Source organism: Streptomyces sp. NPDC091280, from assembly GCF_044768565.1.
Taxonomy (GTDB): domain Bacteria; phylum Actinomycetota; class Actinomycetes; order Streptomycetales; family Streptomycetaceae; genus Streptomyces.
This window is the reverse complement of record NZ_JBIVUZ010000006.1, coordinates 562,688-576,126: the sequence shown is the minus strand read 5'-3', so window position 1 is coordinate 576,126 and position 13,439 is coordinate 562,688. Positions and strand designations below refer to the sequence as shown.

Here is a 13,439-nt window from a genome sequence, read left to right as displayed (position 1 = left end):
AGCACGGCGGCCGGCCCGCCTTCGAACTCCGCGCGGTCCTCGCCGCGACCCTCTCCCCGACCTGGGGGATCTACAGCGGGTATGAGTTGTGCGAGGACACTCCGCTACGGCCCGGTAGCGAGGAGTATCTGGACTCCGAGAAGTACCAACTCCGGCCGCGCGACTGGGAATCGGCCGAGCGCGAGGGGCATGGCATCGCTCCCCTCATCGCATCGCTCAACGCGATCCGGCGTCGGCACCCGTCGCTGCGCCGGCTCAGGAATCTCCGCTTCCACCGGACGGACAACGACTCGCTGATCGCCTACAGCAAGACGACGGGCATGGACACGGTGCTGGTGGTCGTCAACCTCGACCCGCACCACACCCAGGAGGCCACGGTCTCGTTGGACATGCCGCAACTCGGCCTGGAATCACACGAATCCATGTGGGTGCACGACGAACTGACGGGTGAGTCCTATCAGTGGGGCAGGACCAACTATGTGCGTCTGGAACCCGGCCGGGCTCCCGCGCACGTGTTCCACGTCCGGCAGTCCACACAGAGCGGAGGGTCACAAGCTTCATGACTGTCAACGAACCGGTCCACGACACCTTCGAGGACACTCCCGCCAAGGACCGGGACCCCGAGTGGTTCAAACGCGCCGTCTTCTACGAGGTCCTGGTCCGCTCCTTCCAGGACAGCAACGGCGACGGCATCGGTGACCTCAAGGGCATCACCGCCAAACTCGACTACCTCCAGTGGCTCGGCATCGACTGCCTCTGGCTCCCGCCCTTCTTCAAGTCCCCCCTGCGCGACGGCGGTTACGACGTCTCCGACTACACCGCCGTCCTCCCCGAATTCGGCGACCTCGCCGACTTCGTGGACTTCGTCGACTCCGCCCACCAGCGCGGCATGCGGGTCATCATCGACTTCGTCATGAACCACACCAGCGACCAGCACCCGTGGTTCCAGGAGTCCAGAAAAGACCCCGAAGGCCCCTACGGCGACTACTACATGTGGGCCGACGACGACAAGCAGTACCCCGACGCCCGCATCATCTTCGTCGACACCGAAGCCTCCAACTGGACCTTCGACCCCGTCCGCAAGCAGTACTACTGGCACCGCTTCTTCTCCCACCAACCGGACCTCAACTACGAGAACCCCGCCGTCCAGGAAGAGATCCTGGCCGCCCTCCGCTTCTGGCTGGACCTCGGTATCGACGGCTTCCGCCTTGACGCCGTCCCCTATCTCTACGCGGCCGAGGGCACCAACTGCGAGAACCTGCCCGCCAGTCACGACTTCCTCAAGCGCGTCCGCCGCGAGATCGACGCGATGTATCCGGACACGGTGCTGCTGGCCGAGGCGAACCAGTGGCCCGAGGACGTCGTCGACTACTTCGGCGACTACCGGAGCGGCGGCGACGAATGCCACATGGCGTTCCACTTCCCCGTCATGCCGAGGATCTTCATGGCCGTCCGGCGGGAGTCCAGGTATCCCGTCTCGGAGATCCTCGCCAAGACCCCCGCGATTCCCTCCGGTTGCCAGTGGGGCATCTTCTTGCGCAACCACGACGAACTGACCCTGGAGATGGTCACCGACGAGGAACGCGACTACATGTGGGCCGAGTACGCCAAGGACCCCCGCATGCGCGCCAACATCGGCATCCGCCGGCGCCTCGCGACCCTGCTGGACAACGACCGCAACCAGATCGAGCTGTTCACCGCCCTGCTCCTGTCGCTGCCCGGCTCGCCGATCCTCTACTACGGCGACGAGATCGGCATGGGCGACAACATCTGGCTCGGCGACCGCGACGCCGTGCGCACACCGATGCAGTGGACCCCCGACCGCAACGCAGGCTTCTCCTCCTGCGATCCGGGGCGCCTCTTCTTGCCGACGATCATGGACCCCGTCTACGGCTACCAGGTCACCAACGTCGAGGCGTCGATGTCGTCGCCCTCCTCGCTGCTGCACTGGACCCGCCGCATGATCGAGATCCGCAAGCAGAACCCCGCCTTCGGCCTCGGCACCTACACCGAACTCCAGTCGACGAACGCGGCGGTGATCGCGTTCCTGCGCGAGTACGAGGACGACCTCGTTTTGTGTGTGCACAACTTCTCGCGGTTCGCGCAGCCCACGATGCTCGATCTGCGGGAGTTCGCGGGACGGCATCCCGTGGAGCTGATCGGCGGGGTGCGCTTCCCGGCGATCGGTGAACTGCCATATCTGCTGACGCTCGCGGGGCACGGCTTCTACTGGTTCCGGCTCCCGCGAGCCGCTCCCCGCACCGGCCGACGACTTTGAGGATGGGCCCGCGAAAGGACGCGTCACCATGTCGAAGACCGCACCCCTCCGACCGGGCGGCCCCGAGGTCGACCGGGCTCCGGCCACGCTCGCCGGGCTGCTGCGCGCATGGCTGCCCGGGCAGCGCTGGTTCGCGGGCAAGGACCGGCCGGCGGCCGACCTCGACGTGCTGTCCACGACGGAGCTGTTCCCGGGCTGTCTCCATCTGCTGGTGCGCGCGTCCCACACCCCGCTGCCCGCGCCGGGCGGCACTCCCCCGCCCGGCGACTGCTACCAACTCCTGCTGGGCGTAGGGCAACACGTCTCGCCACGCCCGCCCCGGGCCGTCATCGGCCGTGTCCGCGAAGGCCCGTTGGCCGGGCTCACGGTGTACGACGCCTTGCAGGACCCCCGGTCGGCCGGACTGCTGCTGGAGCGGCTCCGGCACCCCGGTGCGGCCGGTCCCCTGCGCTTCGAGGCGGACCCGAAGGTGCCGGTGCCCGCCGGACTCGTGCCCCGGCTGCTGGACGCCGAGCAGTCGAACTCCTCGCTGGTGTACGGCGATCGGTTCATCCTCAAGGTGTTCCGGCGGATCCAGCCCGGCGTCAACCCGGACCTGGAACTGCCGGAAGCCCTGGCCGCACAGGGCTGCACCCGGGTGCCGGCACCGGTGGCGTGGTTCCGGACGGCCGAGCCGGGGGCCGCGACGCTCGGGGTGCTCCAGCCGTTCCTTCCGGACGCCTCGGACGGCTGGGCGCTGGCGCTGCGGGCGCTCGCCGCCGGGGGCGAATTCACCACCGAGGCCTATGAGTTGGGGCAGGCCACGGCCGATGTCCATCTCGCGCTGGCCGCGGCCTTTCCGACCGACGCCGGTGGCGGAGACGACCGTGGCGCCGCCGCGATGACCGGGCGTCTGGAGGCCGCCGCGCACTCCGTTCCCGCGCTGCGGCCGTTCGTGCCGGGGCTGCGGACCGCGTTCGACTCGCTGGCCGGGGGTGCCGCAGGCCCGCCCGTCCAGCGCGTCCACGGCGATCTGCATCTCGGGCAGGTGCTGCGGGCGGGCCGCGACTGGTTCGTCATCGACTTCGAGGGCGAGCCGTCCCGACCGCTGGCCGAACGGCGCAGCGCGCAGTCACCCGTGCGGGACATCGCCGGGATGCTGCGGTCCTTCGACTACGCGGCCAGGCAGCGCCGTCCGTGGCGCCCCGAGTGGGCGCGCCGCTGCCGGGACGCCTACTGTGCGGGCTACGCGGCCCGGTCCGGCTGGGACCCCCGCACCGAGCACGCCCTGCTGCGCGCCTACGAGACGGACCGCGCGGTCTACGAAGTGCTCTACGAGGCCAGGCACCGCCCGGACTGGCTTCCCGTACCCATGGCGGCGATCGAGCGACTCGCCGTCCGAGGAGGCTGAACTCCGTGGCCCTGCGCGACACTTCACCTTCGGAGGCGGGCGGCCCCGCCGTGGCCCCGCACCTGGACCCGGCCGACCGCGAGCGTCTGCTGTCGGGGGCCCACCACGACCCGCACGCGCTGCTCGGCGCGCGCCCGGTCGCGGGCGGGATCGCCTTCCGGGCGCTACGGCCGTACGCCCGGGCCGTGAGTGTCGTGATCGACGGGATGCGCAACCCGCTCGCCTCGGAAGGGGGCGGCCTCTTCTCCGGCGTACTGCCGCTCGACGCGGTCCCGGCGTACACGCTGCTGGTGTCGTACGCGGACGGCGGCGAGCACGAGGTGCACGACCCGTACCGCTTCCTGCCCGCGCTCGGGGACCTCGATCTGCACCTGATCCGGGAGGGGCGGCACGAGGAGCTGTGGAAGGCGCTCGGCGCGGAGCCGATGACCCACGAGGGAGTGACCGGCAGCCGTTTCTCCGTGTGGGCGCCGAACGCCCAAGGGGTGCGTGTCGCCGGGGACTTCGGCTCCTGGGACGGGACGGCGTTCCCCATGCGGTCGCTCGGCTCGTCGGGGGTGTGGGAGCTGTTCCTGCCGGGGGTGGGCGAGGGCGCGCGCTACAAGTTCGAGATCACCTCGCGGCGCGGTGACCGCTTCCTCAAGGCGGACCCGATGGCCCGCCGCACGGAGGTGCCGCCCGCCACGGCGTCCATCGTGACGGCCTCCCACTACAACTGGGACGACGCCGAGTGGCTGGCCCGCCGCACCGAAGTCCCCGTCCACGAAGCGCCGTTCTCCGTCTACGAGGTCCATCTCGCCTCCTGGCGACCGGGCCTGACGTATCGACAGCTGGCGGTCGAACTGCCCGCGTACGTCAACGACCTGGGCTTCACCCACGTCGAGTTCATGCCGGTGACCGAGCATCCCTTCGGCGGCTCCTGGGGCTACCAGGTCACCGGCTTCTACGCCCCGACCGCCCGCCTGGGCACCCCCGACGACTTCAGGTTCCTCGTGGACGCGCTCCATCAGGCCGGCATCGGCGTGATCATGGACTGGGTGCCGGCCCACTTCCCCAAGGACGACTGGGCGTTGGCCCGGTTCGACGGGGAGCCGCTGTACGAGCCGGGGGACGCGCGGCGGGCCGAGCATCCGGACTGGGGGACGTACGAGTTCGACCTCGGGCGGACCGAGGTGCGCAACTTCCTGGTGGCGAACGCCGTCTACTGGTGCGAGGAGTTCCACATCGACGGGCTGCGCGTGGACGCCGTCGCCTCCATGCTCTACCTCGACTACTCGCGCGACTCGGGCCAGTGGACGCCGAACGTCCATGGCGGGCGCGAGGATCTGGACGCGGTCGCCTTCCTCCGGGAGATGAACGCGACCGTGTACCGGCGGGTGCCCGGTGTCGTGACGATCGCGGAGGAGTCCACGGCCTGGGACGGCGTCACGCGTCCCACCGACACCGGCGGACTCGGCTTCGGCTTCAAGTGGAACATGGGCTGGATGCACGACTCGCTCGGTTACATGGCGCACGAGCCTGTGCACCGCAGGTTCCATCACCACGAGATGACCTTCTCGATGGTGTACGCGTACAGCGAGAACTACGTCCTGCCCATCTCGCACGACGAAGTGGTGCACGGCAAGCGGTCATTGGTGTCGAAGATGCCCGGCGACTGGTGGCAGCGGCGTGCGGACCACCGGGCGTATCTGGGGTTCATGTGGGCCCATCCCGGCAAGCAACTCCTCTTCATGGGCCAGGAGTTCGCCCAGGGCGCCGAGTGGTCCGAAGCGCATGGCCCCGACTGGTGGCTCCTCGACCCGGGCTACGGCGCCGAGCCCGACCACCGTGGGGTCCAGCGCCTGGTCCGCGACCTCAACACCGTCTACCGCACGACGCCCGCCCTCTGGCAGCTCGACACCCGGCCCGCCGGGTTCCGCTGGGTGCTGGGCGACGCGGCCGAGGACAACGTCCTCGCCTTCCTGCGCTTCGACGCCGAGGGCGTGCCGCTGCTCTGTGTCAGCAACTTCTCCCCCGTCGTGCGCCACGACTACGGCCTCGGCGTCCCCGAGGACATCACGGCGTGGCGCCAGGCACTCAACACCGACTCCGTCGCCTACGGCGGCAGCGACGTCACCGACCCCGACCCGGTCAAACCGGAGGACGGTCACATCCGGCTCACCCTCCCGCCCCTGGCGACGGTGTGGCTGACACCTGGGTGACCGTGCTCACGACCTCGTACACCCCGCTTTGTCGGGTCGGTTCCACCCGACCGGCAAACTCCCCAGGGTCACTTCCCTGTTCCCCTCACCAATCGCTCACACCTGGGCTACATTCGAGCACCGTCGATAACAGTAATGATCGGCAGAGTCACGCCCCGTACAACCCAGGAGCAGCGCATGCGCGACTTCGCCGTCGCTCCACCCCCCACTCCCGCCCTGACCACCCTCACCGGCGGTCTCGCCGACAGCCTCTTCGAGACGGCGGCCGTCAATCCCACCCTTCCGCTGGTCGCCCGCCGTCCCGACCCCTCCGCCACGGTCTGGGAAGAGGTGACGGCGGTCGAGCTGCGGGACGAGGTCGTCGACGTGGCGAAGGGGTTGATCGCCTCCGGGATCGCGCCGGGCAGCCGGGTCGCGATCATGGCCCGTACCCGGTACGAGTGGACGGTGCTCAGCCACGCCCTGTGGGCGGTCGGCGCCGAGGTGGTGCCGGTGCATCCGACGTCCTCGCGCGAGCAGGTCGAGTGGATCCTGCGGGACGCCAACTGCGTGGCCGTGGTCGTGGAGGACGAACAGGGCATCATGACGGTCGGCACGGTGTGTGCCGCGCTGCCCCTGCTGCGGCACGTCTGGCAGCTGGACTCCGGGGCGCTGCCCCAACTCGTCGAGCGGGGCACGTACATCCCGCAGACCACGGTGGACTCGCTGCGCCGGATCGTGATGCCGGACTCGACGGCGGTCGTCGCCTACACCTCGGGCACCTCGGGCCGCCCGATGGGCTGCGCGCTGAGCCACCGCAGCCTGGCCAGCCCCTGTGACACGCTGCTCGCGGGCTGGCCGAACACGGCGGCGCCCGCGGGACAACAGCCCGCGGTCCTGGCCTTCCTGCCCTTCTCCCATGTGTACGGCCTGATGATCCAGGGCCTGTGCACGCGCGGCGGCTGGCTGATGGCGCACGAGCCGGAGATGACCGAGGCCGCGCTGGTGTCGGGGCTGCGCTCGTTCCGGCCCACCTATCTCTACGCCGTGCCGTCGGTCTTCGAGAAGATCTACAAGAACATGCTGCGGACGGCCCAACAGCTGGGCCGCGGCGCGCTGTTCGAGCGGGCCGCGGCGACCGCGCGGGAGTTCGCGGCGGCCGAGGAGCGGCTGAGACTCGGCCGGGGCTCGGGCCCCGGGCTCGATCTGCGGCTCCAGCACGCCGTGTTCGAGCGGACGGTGTACCGCAAGCTGCGCGCGGGGCTGGGCGGCCGGGTGGTCGGCGCCACGTCGGGCGGTTCCCCGCTCAACCGTGAACTGTCCTTGTTCTACGCGGGGATCGGCATCATGGTGCACGACGGCTACGGGCTCACGGAGACCGCCGGCGGGATCACCATGCAGCCGGCGGGCCGGGAGAAGATCGGCACCGTGGGGCAGGCGCTGCCGGGCACCGAGATCCGGGTGGCGGAGGACGGCGAGATCCTGGTGCACGGCCCTTCGGTGTTCCAGGGCTACATCAACGACGAGCGGGCGACCCGCTCGACGATGCACGCGGGCTGGCTGGCGACCGGGGACATCGGACGGCTGGACACCGAGGGGTATCTGACGATCACCGGCCGCAAGAAGGACATCATCATCACCAGCAGCGGCAAGAGCGTGGCACCGGCCGCGCTGGAGAACCGGCTGCGCATGCATCCCCTGATCCATCAGGCGGTGGTGGTCGGCGACGACCGTCCCTGCGTGGGGGCGCTGCTGACCCTGGACCCGGAGTTCGTGGCGCACTGGCAGGCCGGTCTCGCGATGCAGAGCGACGCGCGGGGCCGGGAGGCGCGTGAGGAGAACGCGCTGCGGGAGGAGATCACCCGGGCCGTGGCAGCCGCCAACAGCCCGGTGGGGCGCGCCGAGTCGATCCGGGTGTTCCGGGTGCTCCCGCAGCCGTTCGACGTCGCGGGCGGGCTGCTGACGCCGTCGATGAAGCTGCGCAGGGACGCGATCGTGCGCCACTACGCCTTCGAGATCGACGCGATGTACCAGGCGCGTGCCCGTGCCCCGCGGCTGCCGACGGTGGACGAGCAGGTCACGGGGTGGGAGGACGCGGACAACGTGTTCCGGTGAGGTCACCGGGACAGAGGCATCACTCCGGGCGGTGGGCCACGACCGCGAACATCGTCACCGACATGTGCAGGGCCCCTTGTTCGGCGGCCTCGGTCAGGTCGGTGTAGGCGCGGTCGCGCTGGGCCTCGGTGAGGGCGCCGCGGCGGACGGCGGACTCGCCGAGCATGCGGACCAGCGGCCAGACGACCGAGCGGTGGTCCTGGAGGAGCGCCTGCGAGCCCCGGTCGTCGACGACGAACCCGGCCGCGCTGAGCTGGCCGACGAGCCGGCGTCCGGCGTAGGGGTTGGCCGCGCCGGTGAGGGCGCCCGAGGTGAGCGCGGCCATGATCTCCGGGTCGCCGGGGTGCAGGATCGTGGTCGCCCAGTCGGTGTCGAGGAGGGCCACGCGTCCGCCGGGGCGCAGTACGCGGGCCATCTCGGCGACGGCCTCGTCCGGCTCCTTGAGGTGCTGGAGCACCCGTTCGCACCAGACGAGGTCCACGGAGGCGTCCGGCACGGGCAGGGACAGCGCGTCGCCGTCCGTGAAACGGGCCGGGCTGCCGGCCTCGGCGGCACGCTCCTGGGCGATCGTGCGCAGCCCGGGGTTGGGCTCGACGCCGAGCGCAGACCCGGTGTCCCCTACGGCTGCGGCGAGTTCACGGGTCGTCGAGCCGGTACCGGACCCGATGTCGAGGGCACGCTCACCGGGACTCGGGGCGAGTGCCTCGTGCGCCCAGGCCCGCAGTCGTCGTACGCCGGGATTGGCCTCCTGTATGTCGAGCGCCGCCACCAGCCGGGGCACGCCGGTGGGGTCGATGTTCTGGGTGCGGAAGCCGGAGCCCGGGTCGGGCGGGGTGTGCGACATGGCGAGCACTCTACGGTCGGTGCCGATCGTCCAGGGGCGGGGCGAGGCCGGTTCGCGTACGCCATTTGTTCACGCGCCCGGGGCGTACGCCCGGCGCCGACGGGGCATGCTGGTGCTCCGCGTGTACGTCTGCCCGCCGCGCTCAACTGGCGGAACCGCCCCGGGCACGGTGGGATCGATGGTGGTGTGCGAAGCAGCGATCCAGGGGCAGGCGTACGGCGTCGAGGCAGACCGCCTGGAGCCGCAGAAGGGATGAACACCGTGACACGACCGAGGATCCTGGTGGTTGGCGCAGGCTTCGCAGGAGTGGAGTGCGTGCGCCGCCTGGAACGGAAACTCTCGCCGCAGGAGGCGGACGTCGCCCTCGTGACGCCGTTCTCCTACCAGCTCTATCTCCCCCTGCTGCCCCAGGTCGCCTCCGGCGTCCTGACCCCGCAGTCGATCGCCGTCTCGCTGCGCCGCAGCAGCAAGTACCGCACCCGGATCATCCCCGGCGGCGCGATCGGTGTGGACATCAAGGCCAAGGTCTGTGTGATCCGCACGATCAACGACGAGATCGTCAACGAGCCCTACGACTACATCGTGCTCTCCCCCGGCAGCATCACGCGCACCTTCGACATCCCCGGGCTGACCGATCACGCCTTCGGGATGAAGACCCTCGCCGAGGCCGCCTACATCCGCGACCACGTGATCACGCAGCTCGACCTCGCGGACGCCAGCGACGACCCGGCGGAGAAGGCCTCGCGGCTCCAGTTCGTGGTGGTGGGCGGCGGGTACGCCGGTACCGAGACCGCCGCCTGTCTCCAGAAGCTGACGCATGCCGCCGTCAAGCGCTACCCCCGGATCGACCCGGGGCTGATCAAGTGGCACCTCATCGACATCGCGCCGAAGCTGATGCCCGAGCTGGGCGACAAGCTCGGCAGGAGCGCGCAGGAGATCCTCACCCGGCGCGGCATCGACATCTCCCTGGGCGTCTCCATCGCCAAGGCCGGGCCGGAGGAGGTCACCTTCACGGACGGGCGGGTGGTGCCGACCCGGACGCTGATCTGGACGGCCGGTGTGGTCGCCAGTCCGCTGATCGCCACGCTCGGTGCGGAAACGATTCGCGGGCGGCTCGCGGTCACCGCCGACATGAACCTCCCCGGGCACGACGGGGTGTTCGCGCTCGGCGACTCCGGCGCGGTGCCGGACGAGGCCAAGGGCGGGGACGGCGCGATCTGCCCGCCGACCGCGCAGCACGCGATGCGCCAGGGCAAGGTCGTCGCGGACAACGTCATCGCGACCCTGCGCAACCAGCCGCTGAAGCCGTACGTCCACAAGGACCTCGGTCTCGTCGTGGACCTCGGCGGCAAGGACGCGGTGTCCAAGCCGCTCGGCATCGAACTGCGCGGACTGCCCGCCCAGGTCGTGGCCCGCGGCTACCACTGGTCGGCGCTGCGCACCAACGTCGCCAAGGTCCGGGTGGCGACGAACTGGACACTGAACGCGCTGGCCGGCGACGACTTCGTGCGCACCGGCTTCCAGGCCCGCAAACCGGCCACCCTGAAGGACTTCGAGTACACCGACTCGTACCTCTCGCCGGAGCAGGTGCGGGACCGGGTCGAGGGGTCCGGGCCCCGGGAGCCGTAGCATCGACGGTACGGATCTTGGTGTGAACCTGGGGAGAGTACGACGGCGTGAGGACAGCGGGACGGACGGCGTGGGCGCGGGTGCGGTATCGGGTCGCGGCGTCCGACCCCGGGCTGCTGAGGCTGACGGCCGGGCTGCGGACGGTCGCCTCCATCGCGCTCACGCTGGCCGTGCTCTCCCTGCTGGGCGCCACCGTGCCGCATCTGGTGGCCGGGGCGATGTCGGCGATGGTCTCCACGTTCGCGATCCGCGAGAAGCAGCGGGTCCAGCAGGCGGTGACGCTCGCGCTCGGGGTGCCGGTGGCGCTGGCCTCGGTGTCGCTGAGCGCGCTGCTGAACTCGCGGGTGGTCGCCGGTGACGTCTTCTTCGTCCTGCTGATCTTCGGCGCGGTCTACAGCCGCCGCTTCGGCGACCGGGGCACCGCGCTCGGGCTGATCGGCTTCCAGATCTACTTCCTGTCACTGTTCGTCGGCGCGACCGTCTCCACCCTGCCCCAGCTCTACGGCGTGATCGGCGTCGCCTTCGCGTGCAGCGCGCTGGTCCGGTTCGCGCTGGTGCCGGAGACGCCCTCGGGGACGCTGGACCGGCTGCGGCGGGCGTTCCGGGGTCGGTTCGCCCAACTGGTCACCGCGCAGCTGGCGTTGCTGGAGGCCGGTCCCGACGACATGGAGAAGGCCCTCGACGACGTGCGGGAGGGGACCGCGCGGCTGCACGAGACGGCGCTGCTGATCCAGGGGCGGCTGGAGGACGGGACCTCGGACGAGGCGGTGGCGCGGCTGGTGCAGCGGCGGATCGCGGACGCGGAGATCGCGGCCGAGCGGCTGGGGCTCCTGCTGCTGACCGCGCGCAGCGCCGAGCGGGGACACACCCTGACCCTGCATCTGCCGGGCGCGCCCGTCCCGTCGGCCGACCGGCTGGCGGTGCGGGACCGGACGACCGACACACTGCGCCACGAGCTGGAGGCGCTGCGCCTGCTGGTGCTGCGGCCCGTGGGCACGGACTCGGGCACCGGGCTGGCCCAGGTGCGCAACCGGCTGCTGGGCTATCGCGAGGAGGAGAACCTGCCGCCGGCCTCCGACGCCGTGCAGGACGTGTTCCGGGGCATCGGCGAGGCCGGGCGGGCGGTGCTGGGGCTGCGGATCGCCGTGGACGGGCCGCAGGACGAGTCCGAGGACACACCCGCGACGGCCCGTTCGCGCGAGGAGCTGGACGCGGAGGACGTCGCCATCGCGGGCAGCGAGGAGGCCGAGCGGGAGAGCGCGGAGCGCACCGGGCTGCGGCGGCCGACGACACGGGCCGCCGTGCAGGTGGCGGTGGGGTCGTCGCTGGCGATCGTCGGCGGCGAGTTCCTGTCCGGCCAGCGCTGGTACTGGGCGGTGCTGACCTGCTGGATCGTGTTCCTCAACACCTCCTCCACGGGCGAGATCCTGGTCAAGGGCTACCGGCGGCTGCTCGGCACGGTCCTCGGGGTGGTGGCCGGTATCGGTCTGGCGGGGGTGGTCGGGCATCACACCTGGACGGCGTTCGCCCTGGTGCTGCTGTGCATCTTCGCGATGTTCTACACGGCACCGCTGTCGTACACCCTGATGTCCTTCTTCGTCACCGCGATGCTGGGCCTGCTCTACACGCTGCTGCACACCTACAGCGCGTCGGTGCTGGTGCTGCGGGTGGAGGAGACGGCGCTGGGCGCGGCCTGCGGGGTGGTCGCGGCGGCGCTGGTGCTGCCGGTGCACACGGACCGCCGTACGAACGACCTGCTCGGGACGGTGCTGGCGCGGCTCACGGAGGTCACCGAGGCCTCCGTCGAGCAGCTCAGCGGTGGCGCTCAGGCCGAACTCCTCGACAAGGCAAGGGACTTGGACCAGGCGCTGGCCGATCTGAGCGCCTCCACGCAGCCGCTGACGCATCCGATCACACCGCTGCGGGCCCGCCGGGACACCGCGCGGTTCGTCGTCGCGCTGCTGGAGACCTGCGCCTATCACGCGCGGTATCTGGCGGCGACGGCGGAGCTGCTGCCGACGCATCCGTCGATCGCGGCCGATCCCCGGCTGCGGGAGGCGGGGCGCCGGATCGTGCACAACATCGGGGTGATCGGCGCGCAGGTCGCGGACGGGGACGCGGCGGGCGAGATCGAGACCGGGCCGAGCATCGCGTCCCTGCTGCGGCCCGGCACGCCCGGGACCCCGCGCTACGGCCGGGTCACCGACCGCGTGCTGCGGCATCTCCAGCGGCTGGACGAGGCCGTGGTGGGCCTGGCGCGCCCGCTCGGTGTGCCGGTTCCGGCGCCCACGAAGTGAAACCGGTCACGCGACCGGTTCAGCGGGGTACGAAATGCCCGCTGATGGTTTACGGTTCATTCATACGTGGTCACGGAGTCGACCGTACCGTCCTCCGCTGCCACCGCTTAACGGCCCTGGCTGGTCTCCCCCGTCCAGCCAGGGCTTTTTCATGCCCGGATTTTCCGTCCCCCGAGGTGCCCGGGACGTCGACAGCGGCTCAAATGGGGTAGGGAGAATTCCGGAACCGCTGTCGGCGAGGAGTCCCGAGCCATGACCAAAGCGATAAAACTGCTGACCGCCCTGCCCCAGGCCCAACGCGAACGGCTGATGGAGCTCGCGCAGGAGGTGTCGTTCGCCGAGGACTCCAGAATCTTCGAGGCCGGCGGCACGGCCGACCGCTTCTGGGTGATCCGCTCCGGCGCGGTCTCGCTCGACCAGCGGGTCACCGCCCAGCAGCGCGTGACCGTGGGCAGTCTCGGGGCGGGCGACCTGCTGGGCTGGTCGTGGCTGTTCCCGCCGTATCGGTGGGACTTCGGCGCGGAGGCGTTCAGCGCCGTGCGGGCCTACGAGTTCGACGCGGCGGCGGTGCTCGCCCTGTGCGTGGAGGATCCGCTGCTCGGGCTGTCCCTGGTGCGGATCGTCGCGGAGATCCTGGCGCACCGGCTGGAGCTGACCCGGGGCAAGCTCATGGAGCACTACACGCTCCACGGGCATGTCTGAGCGC

10 protein-coding genes are annotated in these 13,439 nt (G+C 70.8%); 9 read left to right on the top strand and 1 reads right to left on the bottom strand.

All coding sequences use genetic code 11. The features are described from left to right. From ACIQPR_RS21405 to ACIQPR_RS21385, 5 genes are all read left to right on the top strand, one after another. Nucleotides 1–563 (top strand): DUF3459 domain-containing protein (locus ACIQPR_RS21405; RefSeq protein ID WP_403650601.1); only part of this gene is annotated, 563 nt, incomplete at its 5' end. Further along, a complete protein-coding gene (treS, locus tag ACIQPR_RS21400) occupies nucleotides 560–2,278 on the top strand; it encodes a maltose alpha-D-glucosyltransferase (protein WP_403650599.1) in 1,719 nt (572 codons plus the stop codon). The genes ACIQPR_RS21405 and treS, both read left to right, overlap by 4 nt. Before the next feature lie 28 nt (nucleotides 2,279–2,306). After that, nucleotides 2,307–3,668, top strand: coding sequence for a maltokinase (locus tag ACIQPR_RS21395; protein WP_403650597.1), 1,362 nt, complete (start codon nucleotides 2,307–2,309; stop codon nucleotides 3,666–3,668). Nucleotides 3,669–3,673: 5 nt separating this feature from the next. Next, entirely contained in the window at nucleotides 3,674–5,869 is a 2,196-nt protein-coding gene (glgB, locus tag ACIQPR_RS21390) for a 1,4-alpha-glucan branching enzyme (RefSeq protein WP_403650595.1), read from the top strand. Between the two features lie 177 nt (nucleotides 5,870–6,046). Then, a complete protein-coding gene (locus ACIQPR_RS21385; protein ID WP_403650593.1) occupies nucleotides 6,047–7,963 on the top strand; it encodes an AMP-dependent synthetase/ligase in 1,917 nt (638 codons plus the stop codon). Between the two features lie 19 nt (nucleotides 7,964–7,982). On the opposite strand, the gene ACIQPR_RS21380 is transcribed toward ACIQPR_RS21385, so the two are convergent. Beyond that, entirely contained in the window at nucleotides 7,983–8,807 is an 825-nt protein-coding gene (locus ACIQPR_RS21380) for a methyltransferase domain-containing protein (protein WP_403650591.1), read from the bottom strand. Here ACIQPR_RS21380 and ACIQPR_RS21375 point away from each other — a divergent pair. From ACIQPR_RS21375 to ACIQPR_RS21360, 4 genes are all read left to right on the top strand, one after another. Then, nucleotides 8,806–9,063, top strand: a complete 258-nt coding sequence (locus ACIQPR_RS21375; RefSeq protein ID WP_403650589.1) for a hypothetical protein — start codon at nucleotides 8,806–8,808, stop codon at nucleotides 9,061–9,063. The two genes, ACIQPR_RS21380 and ACIQPR_RS21375, sit on opposite strands and share 2 nt — an antisense overlap. Further along, complete coding sequence (locus tag ACIQPR_RS21370; protein WP_403650587.1) at nucleotides 9,060–10,436, top strand: NAD(P)/FAD-dependent oxidoreductase; 1,377 nt, start codon at nucleotides 9,060–9,062, stop codon at nucleotides 10,434–10,436. Before ACIQPR_RS21375 ends, ACIQPR_RS21370 begins: the two co-directional genes overlap by 4 nt. Nucleotides 10,437–10,483: 47 nt before the next feature. Continuing rightward, nucleotides 10,484–12,733 carry an FUSC family protein gene (locus tag ACIQPR_RS21365; protein ID WP_403650585.1) on the top strand — a complete coding sequence of 750 codons (2,250 nt, stop codon included), beginning with the start codon at nucleotides 10,484–10,486 and terminating at the stop codon, nucleotides 12,731–12,733. Between the two features lie 252 nt (nucleotides 12,734–12,985). Beyond that, entirely contained in the window at nucleotides 12,986–13,435 is a 450-nt protein-coding gene (locus ACIQPR_RS21360) for a cyclic nucleotide-binding domain-containing protein (RefSeq protein ID WP_403650583.1), read from the top strand. The last annotated feature ends 4 nt before the right edge of the window (nucleotides 13,436–13,439 follow it).